This is a genomic window from Massilia sp. ZL223 (assembly GCF_018119395.1).
Lineage (GTDB): Bacteria > Pseudomonadota > Gammaproteobacteria > Burkholderiales > Burkholderiaceae_D > Telluria.
In genome coordinates this window covers 13269-30789 of the sequence record NZ_JAGPWD010000019.1, presented here as the reverse complement: position 1 = coordinate 30789, position 17521 = coordinate 13269, and the positions used below count along the sequence as shown (strand labels likewise).

At 65.9% G+C, this 17521-nt stretch carries 11 protein-coding genes and 2 tRNA genes; 8 read left to right on the top strand and 5 right to left on the bottom strand.

Annotated elements, in window-relative coordinates; all coding sequences use genetic code 11:
- The first annotated feature begins 21 nt into the window (after window positions 1-21).
- The gene (locus KBW95_RS13200; RefSeq protein ID WP_211528464.1) at window positions 22-429 is read left to right on the top strand and encodes a DUF2141 domain-containing protein; all 408 of its coding nucleotides are present in this window, start codon (window positions 22-24) and stop codon (window positions 427-429) included.
- Here the strand turns inward: KBW95_RS13200 and KBW95_RS13195 are convergent.
- Entirely contained in the window at window positions 426-1322 is an 897-nt protein-coding gene (locus KBW95_RS13195) for an alpha/beta fold hydrolase (protein ID WP_211525678.1), read from the bottom strand. The two genes, KBW95_RS13200 and KBW95_RS13195, sit on opposite strands and share 4 nt — an antisense overlap.
- A gap of 150 nt (window positions 1323-1472) precedes the next feature.
- Between KBW95_RS13195 and KBW95_RS13190 the strand changes: the two genes are divergently transcribed.
- Complete coding sequence (locus tag KBW95_RS13190; protein ID WP_211528463.1) at window positions 1473-4553, top strand: PAS domain S-box protein; 3081 nt, start codon at window positions 1473-1475, stop codon at window positions 4551-4553.
- Between the two features lie 56 nt (window positions 4554-4609).
- On the opposite strand, the gene KBW95_RS13185 is transcribed toward KBW95_RS13190, so the two are convergent.
- Together KBW95_RS13185 and KBW95_RS13180 are read right to left on the bottom strand one after the other, a co-directional pair.
- Window positions 4610-4700 (bottom strand) — tRNA-Ser (locus tag KBW95_RS13185).
- Between the two features lie 69 nt (window positions 4701-4769).
- A complete protein-coding gene (locus KBW95_RS13180; RefSeq protein WP_211528462.1) occupies window positions 4770-5096 on the bottom strand; it encodes a helix-turn-helix domain-containing protein in 327 nt (108 codons plus the stop codon).
- A gap of 85 nt (window positions 5097-5181) precedes the next feature.
- On the opposite strand from KBW95_RS13180, the gene KBW95_RS13175 reads away from it, so the two are divergent.
- Window positions 5182-5547, top strand: coding sequence for a VOC family protein (locus KBW95_RS13175; RefSeq protein WP_211525675.1), 366 nt, complete (start codon window positions 5182-5184; stop codon window positions 5545-5547).
- A 106-nt stretch (window positions 5548-5653) separates the two neighbouring features.
- On the opposite strand, the gene acs is transcribed toward KBW95_RS13175, so the two are convergent.
- Together acs and KBW95_RS13165 are read right to left on the bottom strand one after the other, a co-directional pair.
- On the bottom strand, window positions 5654-7651 hold the full coding sequence (acs, locus tag KBW95_RS13170; protein WP_211525674.1) for an acetate--CoA ligase: 1998 nt from the start codon (window positions 7649-7651) through the stop codon (window positions 5654-5656).
- Window positions 7652-7791: 140 nt separating this feature from the next.
- Window positions 7792-12072 (bottom strand): EAL domain-containing protein, encoded by a 4281-nt coding sequence (locus KBW95_RS13165; RefSeq protein ID WP_211528461.1) that lies wholly within the window; start codon window positions 12070-12072, stop codon window positions 7792-7794.
- 249 nt (window positions 12073-12321) lie between these two features.
- Between KBW95_RS13165 and KBW95_RS13160 the strand changes: the two genes are divergently transcribed.
- The 5 genes from KBW95_RS13160 to KBW95_RS13140 all read left to right on the top strand — a co-directional run bounded on the left by KBW95_RS13160 (window position 12322) and on the right by KBW95_RS13140 (window position 17520).
- Window positions 12322-12930, top strand: a complete 609-nt coding sequence (locus KBW95_RS13160; RefSeq protein ID WP_211528460.1) for a TIGR00645 family protein — start codon at window positions 12322-12324, stop codon at window positions 12928-12930.
- A gap of 20 nt (window positions 12931-12950) precedes the next feature.
- Window positions 12951-14486 carry a fumarate hydratase gene (locus tag KBW95_RS13155; protein WP_211528459.1) on the top strand — a complete coding sequence of 512 codons (1536 nt, stop codon included), beginning with the start codon at window positions 12951-12953 and terminating at the stop codon, window positions 14484-14486.
- A gap of 57 nt (window positions 14487-14543) precedes the next feature.
- Window positions 14544-15395, top strand: a complete 852-nt coding sequence (gene murI, locus KBW95_RS13150) for a glutamate racemase (protein WP_211528458.1) — start codon at window positions 14544-14546, stop codon at window positions 15393-15395.
- 245 nt (window positions 15396-15640) lie between these two features.
- Window positions 15641-15716, top strand: a tRNA-His gene (locus KBW95_RS13145).
- 193 nt (window positions 15717-15909) lie between these two features.
- Window positions 15910-17520, top strand: coding sequence for a sensor domain-containing diguanylate cyclase (locus KBW95_RS13140; protein ID WP_211528457.1), 1611 nt, complete (start codon window positions 15910-15912; stop codon window positions 17518-17520).
- Window position 17521 lies beyond the last annotated feature (1 nt).

Below are 17521 nucleotides of genomic sequence, written 5' to 3'. Positions count from 1 at the left end.
TCACCACTCGACAGGAGACGTATGACCCGCTATCTACTTGCCCTGCTCCTGCTGCCTGCCGCTTCAGCGGCCGTGGCGGCCACCATCGAAGTGCGCGTGTCGAACGTCGCCGGCGGCAAGGGAACCGTCAACGTGGCGGTCTGCGACAAGGAGCGCTTTCTGAAGCAGTGCGCCTACAGCGCTTCCGTGCCCGCGCAGGCGGGAGAAACCGTCGTGCTGGTCGAAGGCGTGCCGACGGGGACCTGGGCGGTGCTGGCCTACCAGGACGAGAACGGAAACAAGGAACTGGACCGCAATGTGATCGGCATCCCGAAGGAGAACTACGGGTTCAGCCGCGACGCCAAGGGCGCCTTCGGTCCCCCTTCGTTCGAGGCGGCGGCCATCCAGGTGGACGGCGAGCGTGCGGTCGCCGCCATCCGGCTGCATTAAGGCTGGGCGAGGAAGGGCAAGGCGCGCTCGAGCAAGGCGTCCGGCGCTTCCTCCGGGATGTAGTGGCCGCAAGGCAGCGCCTCGCCGCGCACGTCGTCGGCGATCCGGCGCCATTCCTTGAGCGGGTCGAAGCAGCGGTGGACCACGCCGTCTCCTCCCCAGAGCACCATCAGCGGCGTGGCCAGGCGCTTGCCGGCGTCGCGGTCGGCGCGGTCGTGCTCCAGGTCGATGGTGGCGGAGGCGCGGTAATCCTCGCAGATGCCGCGCGCGGTGTCGGGCAGCGCCAGGCAGCGCTGGTATTCCGCCAGCGCGCGCGGATCGAAAGGCGCCAGGCCGCTGCTGCGCCGGCCCATGACATCGGTGACGTAGGCGCGCGGATCGGCCTCGATCAGGCGTTCCGGCAGCGGCGCGGGCTGGATCAGGAAGAACCAGTGCCAGTAGGCGCGTGCGAAGGCTTCGCTGGTCTGTTCGTACATCGCCAGGGTCGGGGCGATGTCGAGCAGCACCATGCGCCGCACGGCGTCCGGATGATCGGCCGCAAGGCGGTGCGCCACGCGGGCGCCGCGGTCGTGGGCCAGGACACTGAAATTGTCGAAGCCGAGCGACTGCATGACGGCCAGCATGTCGGCGGCCATGCTGCGCTTGCTGTAGTTGCTGTGCGCTTCGTCGGCCGGCGGCTTGGACGAGTCGCCGTAGCCGCGCAGGTCGCAGGCGACGACCGTGAACTGCCGGGCCAGCCTTGGAACAACGCGGTGCCAGATCGCATGGGTCTGGGGATGGCCGTGGAGCAATAAGAGCGGTGCGCCGCTTCCCCCGATGGCCGCGCGAATCCGTATGCCCGGCGCGGTATCGACGTCACGTGGTTCGAAATCGGGAAGAAGCGTTGTTGTCATGCGCGAAGTTCCGGTTGGCAAGTTTAAGAAAAAACGTCCCAAACGGAACGCCATTCCTGTGTGAACGAGGCATACTGCCATCATGCGGCGTCACTGCCTTCGCTCGGCTTTCGCCACCATCATACCGTGCCTCCCCGAAGCAAGCATGTGATGAACAGCCCTGACCACTCCCTCGCCGTATCGCCGGATTTCGAGCTGCTGTTCCAGGCGACGCCGATGCCTTACCTGATCCTGCGGCCGGACCTGACGATCGTGGCCGTCAACGACGCCTACCTGAACGCCACGCTCACCACACGCTCGCACTTGATCGGGCGCTACATGTTCGACGCCTTCCCCGACAACCCTTCCGATCCGAAAGCCACGGGCGTCAACAACCTGCGCGCATCGCTCAACTGGGTGCTCGAGCACAAGACGCCGCATCGGATGGCGATCCAGAAGTACGACATTCCCATCCGCGACTCGCCGCATGGGGAATGGGAAGAGCGCTATTGGTGTCCGCTCAACAGCCCGGTGCTGTCCAGGTCGGGAGAACTCGCCTATATCATCCACCAGGTGGAAGACGTGACCGAGCAAACCCGCAGGCAGCAGGTGGCCGAAGCGGGGGAAGCCTGGTTCCGCCAGGTGGCCGACGCCATGCCGCAGATCGTCTGGTCCACGCTGCCGGACGGCTATCACGACTATTTCAACCGCCAATGGTTCGACTTCGTCGGGGTCGCCGAAGGCAGCACCTTGGGGAATGCATGGAGCGAGCTGTTTCATCCAGCCGACATGGAGGAAGCTTGGAAACGCTGGGCGCACAGCCTCGCCACCGGCGATCCTTATGAAGTCGAATACCGGCTGCGGCACCGGTCCGGCCAGTACCGGTGGGTGCTCGGACGCGCCCTGCCCATCCGTAACGAGGCCGGCCAGATCACCCGCTGGATGGGAACCTGCACCGATATCCATGAGTGGAAGCTGACCCAGGCCGAGCTGGAGGATGTGCGATACCGGCTGGAAGCGGCGCTGACCGCCGCCGAGATCGGCACCTGGACCTGGGACGTCCGGGAAGACCGGGTCTATGCCGACTGCAATTTTGCGCGGCTCTTCGAAATGAGCGCCGGCGACGCGAACGGCGGGCCGATTTCGGCCTACCTGAACAAGATACATCCGGACGACGTGGAGGAAGTGCGGGCGGAGATTTCTTCCATCCTCGCCAGCGGCGGGCCTTATCAGCGCGCCTATCGCCTGGTGCGCGCCGACGGAGGCGTACGTTACGTGCAGGCGCGCGGCAAGGTCCACCTCGACGCCGACGGCAAGCCGGCCTGGCTGCCTGGCGTGGTCCTGGACATCACCGAGCAGAAGCTGGCGGAAGAAGCCCGCGCCAAGACCGAATCGAAGTTCAGGACGATTGCGGAATCGAATACCATCGGCATCGTCCAGCACCGCGAGGACGGCAGCCTCGCCGAGCCGAACGAGGCCTTCCTGCAGATGGTCGGACTGACACGACAAGGCTTCGAGGACAGTCACCTGTCCTGGACCGCATTGACCTCCTGCCAGCCGGAGGTATTCCAGCGCAAGTGGGCCGAACTGCGCTGCAAGGGACTGATCGAAGCCTTCGAGGCCGAGTTCTGCCGGCCCGACGGAACGCGCCTGCCGGTCTACATCGGGGCGGCGAACTTCGACCGCACGCGGGGCGAAGGCATCGCCTATATCCTCGACATCAGCGAAGTGAAGCAAGCCCAGCAGGCGGTGGCGGAAAGCGAGACCAAATTCCGCACCCTGGCCGACAATATTCCCCAGCTGGCGTGGATGGCGGCGACCGACGGCCGGATCTTCTGGTTCAACAGCCGCTGGACCGCCTATACCGGCAAGGGCATCGACGAAATGCGCGACTGGGGCTGGGAGACGGTGCACCACCCCGACCATGTGGACTCGGTGAAGGCCAGGTATGTCGACATGATCGTGAACCGGCAGGTGGTGTGGGAAGACACCTTCCCCTTGCGCAGCGCGAGCGGCGAGTACCACTGGTTCCTGTCGCGGGCGGTGCCGGTGCACAATCCGCAGGACGAGATCCTGTACTGGCTCGGCACGAATACCGACGTCACCGTGCAGCGCGAAGCCGAAGCCGCGCTGGAGCGGGCCAACCGGCGCAAGGACGACTTCCTGGCGATGCTCGCGCACGAGCTGCGCAATCCCCTTGCGCCGATCAGCACGGCGGCCCAGCTGCTCAAGCTGCCGGGACAGGATGAAAAGATGGTCAAGCGCGCCAGCGAGATGATCGGGCGCCAGGTCAAGCACCTGACCGAACTGGTGGACGACCTGCTGGACGTGTCGCGGGTCACGCGCGGCCTGGTGTCGATCGACAAGAAGGACGTCGATATCAAGACGGTCGTCAACAATGCGGTCGAGCAGGCTTCGCCGGTGATCGAGTCGCGCCAGCACACCCTGACCATGCGGCTGGCCTCGGCCCATCCCTATGTGCTGGGCGATGACACGCGCCTGGTGCAGGTGCTGACGAATCTGCTGAACAATGCGGCCAAGTACACGCCGCAAGGTGGCGAGATCCAGCTGTCCGTGGAGATCCAGGGGCTGCAGGTGTGCATCTGCGTGAGCGACAACGGGATCGGCATGGATGCGGCCTTGCTGCCGACCGTGTTCGATCTGTTCACGCAGGCGGAACGCACGCCCGACCGGTCCCAGGGCGGGCTGGGGCTCGGGCTGGCGCTGGTCAAGAGCATCGTTCACTTGCATGGCGGCGAAGTGACGGCGCACAGCGATGGGCCGGGAAAAGGGAGTACGTTCACAGTGTGCCTGCCTTTGCTGGACCGGCAGCTGGCCGACAGCGGGCCGGCGGCGCGTGAGCATGGCCCGAGCGATGGAGCGCCCTTGCATATCCTGCTGGTCGACGACAACCAGGATGCGGCGCAGTCGTTGGCGGCGGTGCTGCAATCGTACGGACACGAGGTGACGGTGAAGTCGGATGCCAACGATGCGCTGGAGGAAGCGCATGCCGCGCCTCCGGATGTGTTTCTGCTGGATATCGGTTTGCCGGATATGGATGGGTATGAGCTGTCGCGGCAGCTGCATGCCCGGCCGGAGAACAAGGATGCGACCTATGTGGCGGTCACGGGGTATGGGCAGGCGCACGACAAGGTGCTGGCAAAGCAGGCGGGGTTCGATCATTACTTTGTCAAGCCGGTGGACTTGCCGGCATTGCAAAGTGTTCTGGCGGCGAAACATCATCGCCCCTGACAGCACTGAGCTGTGCAAAAAAGAAAAGGCCCTTGTAAACAAGGGCCTTGGAATTTTGGCGGAGAGAGGGGGATTCGAACCCCCGATAGGCTATGAACCTATACACGCTTTCCAGGCGTGCGACTTAAACCACTCATCCATCTCTCCTGATGGGGTTTCGTGGGTATCCCACGAAGCCGCCTATTATAGCAAGGATTTCCAGCTCTACAAGGCCTGTCACGCGCCAGGAGCAACTTGCCAGCGCCGGCGCCACGGGCGCAGGACGTGGCGGACCGGGTTGACCTGGGTGCCGACCTCCTCTTCCCCGATCAAACCGCGGCGCTTCAGGTGGCGCAGGGCGACCTGGACGGCCGATTTCGACAGGCCCGTTTTGACGGCGATCGTCTGCAGGCTGGCCGGTACCTGGTCGCGGCCCAGGGCGTGCGCACTGTGCAGCAGGTAGAGGTAGACGACAAAGGCAGCCGGACGGCGGTCGTGGCCGACCAGGTCGGGCATCAGCACGTCGAAGACGTAGGCGTCCATCTCGGACTGGCGGGTAGTCATGGATACTATAGTTTTTAGAATCACACAGCCAGTGATGGTGCCACGATAATGGTGCATCTCGCAACTACGGCAGGCATGCCTACTCATGATTACTCAACTGAAATTCGTCAGCGTCCCGGTGGCAGACCAGGACCGCGCCCTCGCCTTCTATACCGAAAAACTGGGCTTCGACATCGCGACCGACCAGCCGATGGGGCCGGGCAAGCGCTGGATCGAGCTGCGGATTGCGAACTCGGGGACGCGGGTGGTGCTGTTCACCATGGATGGGCAGGAGGACCGGATCGGGACCTTCTTCAATGGGGCGTTTGCCTGCGATAACGTGGAGGCGACGTATCGGCAGCTGAGCCAGCGGGGGGTGGAGTTCCTGGAGCCGCCGACCTCGCAGCCGTGGGGGTCGTTTGCGAAGTTTAAGGATTCGGAGGGGAATACCTTCGTGTTGTCGTCGTCCTGAGCGCTGCTCGGCACTGCTGGCGTTACGGCTGTGCTGAGAACATAAAAAATGCCCACCCCTCTTGCGAGGGCGCGGGCATTTTTCCGCCGAATGCGGCGAACGAAGCTTAAGCGCTTTCCTTCAACTGCTCCAGAATCGCCGGATTCTCGAGCGTCGACACGTCCTGGGTGATCGTCTCGCCCTTGGCCAGCACGCGCAGCAGGCGGCGCATGATCTTGCCGGAGCGGGTCTTCGGCAGGTTGTCGCCGAAACGGATCTCCTTCGGCTTGGCGATCGGACCGATCTCCTTGGCCACCCAGTTGCGCAGTTCGGCCGCCAGCTTCTTGGCTTCCTCGCCGGTCGGGCGCGCCTGCTTCAGCACCACGAAGGCGCAGATCGATTCGCCGGTGGTCTCGTCCGGCTTGCCGACCACCGCGGCTTCCGCCACGATCGGGTTCGCCACCAGCGCCGACTCGATCTCCATCGTGCCCATGCGGTGGCCCGACACGTTCAGCACGTCGTCGATGCGGCCGGTAATCGTGAAGTAACCCGTGTCCTTGTTGCGGATCGCACCGTCACCGGCCAGGTAATACTTGCCGCCCAGTTCTTCCGGGAAGTAGCTGGTGCGGAAGCGGTCCGGGTTGTTCCAGATGGTGCGGATCATCGATGGCCATGGACGCTTGACCACCAGGATGCCGCCCTGCCCGTTCGGCACGTCGGCGCCCGCTTCGTCCACGATCGCGGCCATGATGCCCGGCAGCGGCAGGGTGCAGGAACCCGGCACCAGCGGGGTCGCGCCCGGCAGCGGGGTGATCATGTGGCCGCCGGTCTCGGTCTGCCAGAAGGTGTCGACGATCGGGCAGCGCTCCTGGCCGACATTCTTGTGGTACCACATCCAGGCTTCCGGATTGATTGGCTCGCCGACCGAACCCAGCAGGCGCAGGCTGGACAGGTCGAAGCTCTTCGGGTGCACCTTGGCGTCCGCATCCGAAGCCTTGATCAGCGAACGGATCGCGGTCGGCGCGGTGTAGAAGATCGAGACCTTGTGCTTGGCGATGGTTTCCCAGAAGCGGCCGGCGTTCGGATAGGTCGGCACGCCTTCGAACACGATCTGGGTCGCGCCCACGGCCAGCGGACCGTAGGCGATGTAGCTGTGGCCGGTCACCCAGCCGATGTCGGCGGTGCACCAGTAGACGTCGTCGGGCTTGATGTCGAAGGTCCATTTCATCGTCATCGCGGCCCACAGCAGGAAGCCGCCGGTCGAGTGCTGCACGCCCTTCGGGGTGCCGGTCGAACCGGAGGTATAGAGGATGAACAGCGGATGCTCCGCATCGACCCATTCCGGCTCGCATTCCGCGCTCTGGCCTTCCAGCACCTCGTGCAGCCAGATATCGCGGCCTTCCTTGAAGGCGATGTTGCCGCCGGTGCGCTTGTAGACGATCACGTCCTTGATGGTGTCGCAGCCGCCCAGCGCCAGCGCTTCGTCGACGATGGCTTTCAAAGGCAACGATTTGCCACCACGCAGTTGTTCGTCGGCGGTGATGACAGCCACGGCGCCGGCGTCGATGATGCGTTCCTGCAGCGACTTGGCCGAGAAACCGCCGAACACCACCGAGTGGGTGGCGCCGATGCGGGCGCAGGCCTGCATGGCGGTCACGCCTTCGATCGACATCGACATGTAGATGACGACGCGGTCGCCCTTCTTGATGCCGCGCGATTTCAGCGCGTTGGCGAATTTGCAGACGCGCTCGTGCAGCTCGCGGTAGCTGGCCTTGGTGACGGTGCCGTCGTCCGCCTCGAAGATGATGGCGGTCTTGTCGGCGTTGCCGTTCTTCAGGTTGCGGTCCAGGCAGTTGTACGAGGCGTTCAGCTGGCCGTCGGGGAACCACTTGTAGAATGGTGCGTTGGATTCGTCGAGGACGGTGTTGAAGGGCTTGTGCCACTCGATATGCTCGCGGCCCTGGCGGCCCCAGAAACCTTCGTAGTCGCTTTCCGCCTCGGCGCACAGCTTCTCGTACTCGGCCATGCCCTTGATCGCCGCCTTCTCGGTAAACGCCGCCGGCGGCGGGAACACACGGTTTTCCTGAAGCGTGAATTCTTCGTGATTCGTCTCGTGCTCAGCCATTCCAGTCTCCATAGTTAGTAGTAAGTTTTATCAGACACCTTAGGGGTGCTCGCTTACTGAGCCCTTACAGGCCCTTCGTCCACTGTCATTCTACCAACGCCCGCCGGGAACAGATCAAGACCCGGCAAAAGAGCCCAGCTTTACGAGCGCGCCGCTTCCATGTCCCGGCGCAACAAAGCCTCTAACTGATCCGCCGGCACCGGACGGCTGTACAGGTAGCCCTGCATCTCGTCGCAGCCGTAGCCTTGCAGGATGTGCGCCTGCTCGCGGGTTTCGACCCCTTCCGCCACTACCGAGAAATTGAAGGCGCGCGCCAGCCGCGTGATCGCGTCGACGATGGCCGATTCGGTGTTACTCTCCTTTAATGCGCGCACGAAGGACTGGTCGATCTTGATCGCGTCGAAGGGAAAGCGCTGCAGGTAGCCCAGGCTCGAATAGCCGGTGCCGAAGTCGTCGATCGCCACCTTGACGCCCAGCGCGTTGATGCCGCGGATCAGGGTTTCGAACAATTCGGTATCGTGCAGCATCTGGCTTTCGGTCAGCTCGATCTGCAGGTAGCCTGGCGCCAGCCCGGTGCGCCGCAGCACGCTCGCCAGGTAAGCCGGGAACTGCTCGATCTGGGCATTCGCCGCCGACAGGTTGACCGCCACCGGCACCGCGGGCAGGCCGGCATCCTGCCAGGCGCGGTTCTGGCGGCAGGCGGTCTCCAGCACCCAGCGGTCGATGCGGCCGATCAGGCCGCTGTCCTCGGCCACTTCGATGAACTCGCCCGGCATGACCAGGCGGCCGCCCGGCTGCTGCCAGCGCACCAGCGCCTCCATGCCGGTCAGCGCGCCGGTACTCGGCGCCACCTTGGGCTGGTAATGCAGCACCAGTTCGTCGTTGCGCAAGGCCTGGTGCAGCGCGCTCTCGATCGCCAGGCGGCGGTCGGCGCGCTCGCTGATCTCGCGGGTGAAGAAGTGATAATGGTTGCGCCCGCTCAGCTTGGCGCGGTGCATGGCCGCGTCGGCATGCTTGAGCAGCACGCCGGCTTCGGCGCCGTCGGCCGGATACAGGGCGATGCCGACGCTGGCCGTCAGGTTCAGTTCCGCGTCGCCGATGTGGAAAGGCTGGCCGACCGCCTGCAGGATGTGCTCGGCCACCCGCACCGCGTCGCTGCTGCTGCGGATCTCCGGTTGCAGCACGGTGAATTCGTCGCCACCCTGGCGGCTGACCGTGTCGACCGAGCGCACGCTGTCCAGCAGGCGCTGCGTGACTTCCTGCAGCAGCAGGTCGCCCACCTCGTGGCCGAGCGAGTCGTTGATGTGCTTGAAACCGTCGAGGTCGATGTACAGCAGGGCTAGTTCGCCGTGCCGGTCGCGCGCCTGGCCGATGGCGTGCGCCAGGCGCTCGTGCAGCAAGGCCCGGTTGGGCAGGCCGGTCAGGTGGTCGTGGCGGGTCAGGTGCGACATCTTCATGTGCATGGCGCGCGACTCGCTGACGTCGTGGAACACCACCACGCCGCCAACCACCTCCCCTGCCCGGTCGTGCACCGGCGCGGCGGCATCCTCGACCGCGCGCCGCGCGCCGTCGCGCCGCACCAGTTCGGTGTCGATGCCCAGCCCGACCCGGCGGTTGCCCTGGATCGCCAGGGTCAGCGGACAAGGCAGCGGCGCGCCGCTGGAATGGGCAACCAGCCGGAACACGTCCGTGACCGGCTTCCCTTCGGCCTGCATCAGGTACCACCCGGTCAGGACCGAAGCGGCCGGATTGAGATAGGTGACCCGCCCCGCGGTATCCGTGACGATCACCCCGTCGCCGATCGAGTTGAGCGTGACCTGGGCGCGCTCCTTTTCTTCGAACAGCGCCGCTTCCGCACGGCGCCGCGCCACGAACTGGCCGAGCAGGCTGCCGACGGTCTCCATCATCTTCAGCAGGCCCTCGTCCGGCTCGGCGACCCGGCGCGAGAAGAATTCGACCACGCCCAGAAGGTCGCCGCCGGCCGTCACCGGGAAGGCGAAGGCCGCGTGCAGGTCCGCGCCCAGGGCCTCGCGCACGCGCGGGAAGCCGCCGTCGGTCGCGATGTCGGTGATCCACTCGGGCTGCCGGCTGTTCCATACCCGGCCGGGCAGCCCTTCGCCGCGGGCCATGCGGCGCACCCGCGAGACGCCTTCGAAGGCCGCGGTCTCGTGCTCGCGGCTCCAGAACTCGCAGCAATGCAGGTCGTCGCGCTCGGTGTCGAGCATCCAGATCGCCCCCACGCACCAGCCGATCGCCTCGCAGATGGCCTGCAGCACCTTGGGTCCCGCTTCGGCCAGGTTGTCCGATGCGACCAGCGCGGCGGCGGCGGCTTCCTGCGCGGCCAGGCGCCGCATGGCCGCGCGGCGGCTGCTGATGTCGTGCAGGAAGGCGTGGAAACGCCGCTCCTGCCCGTGCCCGGTGGTCCAGACGGTGAGCTCCACCGGCAGCTGCTGCCCGTCGCGGTGCCGCACCATGGTTTCGATGCGGCGGTTGAGGAAGCGCGTGCGCCCGCTGGCGAGCTGGCGGATCAGGCGGCCGGCGCGCGGGCGGTGAGGACGCGCCGGCAGCAGCAGCTCGGGCAGGTTGCGGCCGATCGCCTCGTCGCGCGGCCAGCCGAAGGTGGCCTCGGCCTCGCGGTTCCAGGCGACCACCGTGCCCTTCACATCCATTGCGATATAGGCGTCGCGCGCGGTCTCCAGGACGCTGCGGGCCTCTTCCTCGCTCTGGCGCAAGGCCTGCTCGCTGCGTTCCAGGTCGGCGTTCAGGCCTTTCAGCGCGGCGTTGCTGTCGCGCAGTTCGGCGGTGCGCTCGCGCACCTGCCGTTCGATGGTGACGGTGCGCCCGACCATGACCAGCAAGAAGGTGCTGAGCAGGCCGGTGAACATCAGCGCCACCACCCGTGCGCTCCAGGCCATCGGCGAGCGGTAAGGCAGAGGGTTGTTGCTGTCGAGCGTAAAGGTGAATTCCCAGGGCCGGCCGCCGACCCCCATCGTGACGCGGTGGACCATGCCGACACGCTCGGCGGCGAGCTCGGTATAACCGGAGGAGGAAGCGCCCGCGGACGGGCGCGGGGTTTCGACCAGCAGGCGCCCGCCGGGCGTGCCGCGGTCGGTGAGGCGGATCCGGATCCCGGTCAGGTCGATGCCGCGCAACAGGCCGCTCAACATCTGCTCGACGCGCAGCGCGGCGCATACATAGCCGCGCAGCGCCGCGCGGCGCTCCTCGACGGTGGCAAGCGGTTCGCCGGCCAGGTAGGCGGGCGCCAGGATCAGCACGCCGCTGCGTTCGCTGGCCAGGTCCACCAGGCCGATGCTGACGCTGGCCGTCGCGCGGCCGCTGTCCCGCGCCTGCTGCAGGGCCGCCAGGCGCGCCGGGTCGGAAGACAGGTCGAAACCAAGGACGCTGTTGCGGACCGGCTCCATGAAGGTGACCGGCGTGTACTCCGCACGCCAGTCCGCCGGCACCAGCGCTCCCTGCGGGCCGAGCACCCGGATGCCGGCCGGCGCGTAGCCCTGCATGCGCATCGAGGCTTCGTAGTCCGGGCGCTGCGCGGCCGTGATGCGCGGGACCCAGGAAATGGCGTGCAGGTTCGGGTGGCGCCTGAGCAGGTCGCCCACCAGGCGGCGGAAGCTGTCGCGGTCGAGCGGCGCCTCGCTGAGCGTCAGGAAGCCAGCCACCGCATGCAGGGCCTCGGTGTATTCGGTCAGCTTCTGCTCGAGGTTGTTCGCGATCAGTTCGCTGCGCCGGGAGAATTCCGCCTGCGCCTGCTCGCGCTCGAGCGCGCTGGTGCGCGTGAACAGCAGCGAGATCACGGCCAGCAGCACCAGCATCGGCAAGGTGGCCAGCATGCGGCTGCGCGGGGTGATCGAGCGCGGATCGGCGGTCCAGAGCAGGTACAGGGGCAGCCCGATCAGCACGCCGATGGCGTCCGCCACCCACCAGGTGAACCAGTTGAAGCCGGCGTCGCCGCGCGCCAGGACGCCGGTCGCCCACAGGGTGGCGATGCCGGCCGAGGCGCCGATCAGGCAGGCGAACGGCCCGCCGAGCGCAAGCATGGCCGCGATGCGCCCCACTCCCGCCGCCTCGCCCCCCAGGCTGCAGCGGCGCACCAGCGCCGCCCCGGCCAGCGCCTGGACGGTGGCGCCGGCCGCGATGCCGGCCGCGGTGAGCGCCGCGGGGACCAGGTCGCCGGTGGTACCGAAGGTGACTTGCAGGCTGAGGAGGAAAGAGCCGAGCGCGACGCCCGGCCAGGCGCGGTAGCCGAAATGCAACAGACCGACAAGCGCGATCCCCGCGGACGGCCAGACCGATGCCGCGTAGCTCGGCGGAACCGCCGACAGCAGCGCCAACCACCCGAGCAGGTAGTATTCCGCTGCCAACATCACGATGGCAGCGATCCGCTGCGGGGTCGAGGAGGCCATGGCCTTTCGATTGCGTGAAGGTGACAGCCAGTATAACGCTCCCGCTTAGGAAGGATGATTTGTTTGCAAATCGCTATCGTGCGGGCACCTCTCCCTCGCCGCGCCCCGGCGAAGGCCCTCGTTCGACGTTGCTAAGCAGCAATAAGCACTTTCCGAAGCCGGGGAAACGGGTCCCGGCCCCGGACATGAATGCACTTGCCGGTGTAGAATGCTCAGCTGTTTTGTCGCATTCCTGGAGTCCTTGCCTCGATGTCCCAGCTTTCACCGAACAACCAAGCCCCCAAGCTGACCCCGCTGAACAACCTGATCTTCGCCAGCCGCTGGCTGCAGCTGCCGCTGTACCTGGGCCTGATCCTGGCGCAGTGCGTCTACGTGTTCCATTTCTGGGTCGAGCTGGTCGACCTGATCGGCGCGGCCATGGGCAACGCCGCTTCGCTCCAGCACATCCTGGACGCGGTCAGCGTGCCGAACGGCCCGCGCCCGACCAAGCTCACCGAAGTGACCATCATGCTGGTCGTGCTCGGCCTGATCGACGTGGTCATGATCTCGAACCTGCTGATCATGGTGATCGTGGGCGGCTACGAGACCTTCGTGTCGCGCATGAACCTGCATCTGCACCCCGACCAGCCGGAATGGCTGTCGCACGTCAACGCCTCGGTCCTGAAGACCAAGCTGGCGATGGCGATCATCGGCATTTCGTCGATCCACCTGCTCAAGACCTTCATCAATGCCTCGGCCTACGACGAGAAGACGCTGATGTGGCAGACCATCATCCATTGCGCCTTCCTGGTGTCGGCGCTGGCGATCTCTTACACCGACCGCATCACGACGATCACGCATCACCAGCAAAAGCATTAATCCTTTACTAGAGAACCAACATGGCAACCGTCATCAAACAGGAAGACCTGATCGAATCCGTCGCTGCCGCGCTGCAGTACATCAGCTACTACCACCCGGCCGACTACATCCAGCACCTGGCCCGCGCCTATGAAGCCGAGCAGAGCCCGGCCGCCAAGGACGCGATCGCCCAGATCCTGACCAACTCGCGCATGTGCGCCGAAGGCAAGCGCCCGATCTGCCAGGACACCGGCATCGTCAACGTGTTCCTGAAGGTCGGCATGGGCGTGCGCTTCGAAGGCTTCACCGGTTCGGTGACCGACGCCGTCAACGAAGGCGTGCGCCGCGCCTACAACTTCGCGGACAACAAGCTGCGCGCCTCGATCGTGGCCGACCCGCACTTCGAACGCAAGAACACCAAGGACAACACCCCGGCCGTGGTCCACATGGAACTGGTCGAAGGCGACACCGTCGACGTCAAGCTGGCTGCCAAGGGCGGCGGCTCGGAGAACAAGACCAAGTTCGTCATGCTGAACCCGTCCGACTCGCTGGTCGACTGGGTCATCAAGACCGTGCCGCTGATGGGCGCCGGCTGGTGCCCGCCGGGCATGCTGGGCATCGGCATCGGCGGCACCGCCGAGAAGGCGATGCTGATGGCGAAAGAGTCGCTGATGGAAGACATCGACATGTACGAGCTCAAGCAGCGCGGTCCGCAGAACAAGCTGGAAGAACTGCGTATCGAGCTGTGCGACAAGATCAACGCGCTGGGCATCGGCGCCCAGGGCCTGGGCGGCCTGACCACCGTGCTGGACGTGAAGATCAACATGTACCCGACCCACGCGGCCTCGAAGCCGGTGGCGATGATCCCGAACTGCGCCGCCACCCGCCACGCCCACTTCGTGCTGGACGGCTCGGGCCCGGCCTACATCGAACCGCCGGCGCTGTCGACCTGGCCGGATGTGCACTGGACCCCGGACACCGAGAAGTCCAAGCGCGTCGACCTCAACACCCTGACCAAGGAGGAAGTCGCTTCGTGGCAGCCGGGCCAGACCCTGCTCCTGAACGGCAAGATGCTGACCGGCCGCGACGCCGCGCACAAGCGCATCCAGGACATGCTGGCCAAGGGCGAGTCCCTGCCGGTGGACTTCACCAACCGCGTGATCTACTACGTCGGCCCGGTCGATCCGGTGCGCGAGGAAGTCGTCGGCCCGGCAGGCCCGACCACCGCGACCCGCATGGACAAGTTCACCGACATGATGCTGGAGAAGACCGGCCTGATCGCGATGATCGGCAAGGCCGAGCGTGGCCCGGCGGCGATCGAATCGATCCAGAAGCACAAGTCGGCCTACCTGATGGCGGTGGGCGGCTCGGCCTACCTGGTGTCGAAGGCGATCAAGTCGGCGAAAGTCGTGGGCTTCGAGGACCTGGGCATGGAAGCGATCTACGAGTTCGAAGTCACCGACATGCCGGTGACCGTGGCCGTCGATTCGACCGGCACCTCGGTGCACATCACCGGTCCGAAGGAATGGGCCGCCAAGATCGAGTCGCTGAAAGGCATCCCGGTCGCCACCGTGTAATGTAGGGTGGACGGCTGCGCCGTCCACGCGTCCAACTTCACTTTGCGCCGCCCGAACATGACCCCCATGCTCTCCCCTGACGCCCCGATCGGCATCTTCGACTCGGGCGTCGGCGGCCTGTCGGTACTGCGCCACATCCAGGCGCAGCTGCCGCACGAACACCTCCTCTACTTCGCCGACTCCAGCTTCGCCCCCTACGGCGACAAGCCCGAGGACGTGGTCGTCGCGCGCGTGCTGTCGATCGCCGACTATCTCGCCACGCACGGCGTCAAGGCGCTGGTCGTGGCCTGCAACACGGCCACCGTGGCGGCCGTGCGCGAGCTGCGCGAGCGCTATCCGGCGATGCCCATCGTCGGCGTGGAACCAGGCCTGAAGCCTGGCGCCGCGAGCACGCGCAACGGCAAGGTCGGCGTGCTGGCCACCGAGCGCACCCTGCTCGGCTCCAAGTTCCTGGCGCTGCGCGACCAGATTCACGAAGCGACCGGCGCGGACTTCCTGCTCCAGCCCTGCGTGGGCCTGGCCGACCAGATCGAGTTCAAGGAACTGGATTCGGGCGAGACGGCGGCCATGCTGGAGCGCTACATCCATCCGCTGCTGGACCAGGGCGCCGACACCCTGGTGCTGGGCTGCACCCACTATCCGCTGGTGCGCGCCTCGATCGAGCGCGTGCTGGCCAGGGCGGGCCGCGCGGACGTGGTCTTGATCGACACCGGCGACGCGGTGGCGCGGCAACTGGCGCGTCTGCTGGAAGCCGAACACCTGCTGCGCCCGGCGGGCGAGCAGCCGGCCAGCCTGACCGGGTTCACCAGCGCCAGCAGCGCGGCGCTGACGGCGGCCTTCACCAGTTTGCTGGGGATCGATCCGCCGGTGCACGAGGTCGAGATTGCGGTGCCGGTGGTGAGTCAGTAAGCGCTGGCGGTACGCGCGCAACTTAGGTTCCGGCCTTCGCCGGAACGACGTATAAGAGTAGCGGGCCAACGGAGTTGGTTGTGACCCGCCCCTTCGCCCGTCGTTCCGGCGAAGGCCGGAACCCAAGTTTCTCACTCCACCACCACCCTCCGCTCCCCCACCCACATTTAAATTTGCCACTTTGCCGAGGAGTTTGTATAATCTTGTTCTGTCTCGACAACGACGAGACAAAAAGCAAGTCAGTGGTGGCTGTAGCTCAGTTGGTAGAGTCCAGGATTGTGATTCCTGTTGTCGTGGGTTCGAGTCCCATCAGCCACCCCAAGAATTCCATGAAAGCCCAGTTTTCGAACTGGGCTTTTTTTGTTTTTGGACCATACGACCTGCCTAGGGACGCTGTTCTTATGAAAGCACTGACTCTCACGGAAGCGTTTTCCAAACGACAACACACACATCCAGCCCCCTGCCGCCGCTGCGGGTGATATGCTTGACGCGTCCCGCCCACGATGGCCTCTCCATGCCTCCCGACCGCTCATCCGACCCGCACATTTCGCGTCTCGCCGCAAAAAAGCGCCCTGCGGTCCGCTACGTCATTGCCTTCCTGAGCGTGTTCTGCCTGCTCCTGGTCGCCTTCATCACCTGGGACGCCTGGCAGGCGCGCAAGCAGCGCCTGGCGGACACGGCCACCGTCACCTCGAACATGGCGCTCGCGCTCGCCGCACAGGGCGAAAGCACGATCCGCGTGGTCGATACGGTCCTGGCCGGCGTGGTGGAGCGCATCGAGCACGACGGCCTGGACAAGACCGACCGCCAGCGCCTGCGCACCCACCTGCGCAACATGGTGTCGCAGGTCGACGAACTGCACGGCCTGTTCGTCTACGGCGCCGACGGCAGCTGGGTAGTGACCTCGCTCGACCAGCCGATGGGCGGCAATAACTCGGACCGGGCCTACTTCCGCCATCACCGCGTCAGCAAGGACCGCGGCGTGTACGTCGGCCTGCCCGTGCGCAGCCGCTCCACCAACGTGTGGATCCTGCCTGTGTCGCGGCGCCTGAACAATCCCGACGGCTCCTTCGGCGGCGTGGTCCTCGGCAGCATCCGCGTGGATTACTTTTCGCAGCTGTACGAGCGCTTCGACACCGGCCAGTCCGGCACCATCCTGCTCATGCACGACAACGGCACCCTGATCTACCGCCATCCCTTCGACGAACAGCTGGTCGGCAGCGACGTCACCAAGGGTTCGATCTACCGCATTTACCAGGAACAGGGCCCGGTCGGATCGGCGATGCTACGCTCCTATATCGACGGCGTCGAGAGGCTGTACAGCTACCGCCATTTCGACGGCTTCCCGCTGATCGTCGGCACCGCCATGGCGAAGGACGAAATCCTGGCCAAGTGGTGGCGCTCGACCATGGTCCTGGTCGGGGTGATCACAGTGATCATCGCGGCCCTGGCCGGCTTCGGCTGGCGCCTGGCGCGCCAGTTCGTCATCCGCGACAACCTCGAAAAGGAACTGGTGAGCGCACGCGCGGTCCTGCAGCAGGACAACCGCGAGCTTGCCCACCTGGCCGACAACGACGTCCTGACCGGGATCGCCAACCGGCGCCGCTTCGAGTACGAGCTGGAACTGGAGAAGAAGCGCGCGGGCCGCAACGGCAGCCCGCTGTCGCTGGTGCTGGTGGACGTGGACTACTTCAAGAGGTACAACGACACCTATGGCCACGTGGCGGGCGACGACTGCCTGCGGCGGGTGGCGGCCGTGATCCGCGACAGCCTGGGCCGCCCGACCGACCTGGCGGCGCGTTACGGCGGCGAGGAATTCGCAGTGCTCCTGCCCGGCACCGATGCGCATGGCGCGCGCAATGTGGCGGAACACGTGCGGCTGGCGGTGATGCAGGCGGCGATTCCCCATGCGTCCAATCCGCCCGGCGTGGTCACCATCAGCGCCGGTGTATGCACGATGCGCTTCACCAGCGGCGACGACACCGATCCGACCTTGCTGGTCGAACGCGCCGACGCGCTGCTCTACCGCGCCAAGCAGTCCGGCCGCAACCGGGTGCGCAGCGACGACGAAGAAGAAGAAAAACACGACAGCGCGCAGCCCGGACAGGCTGCGCGCCACGCTTGAG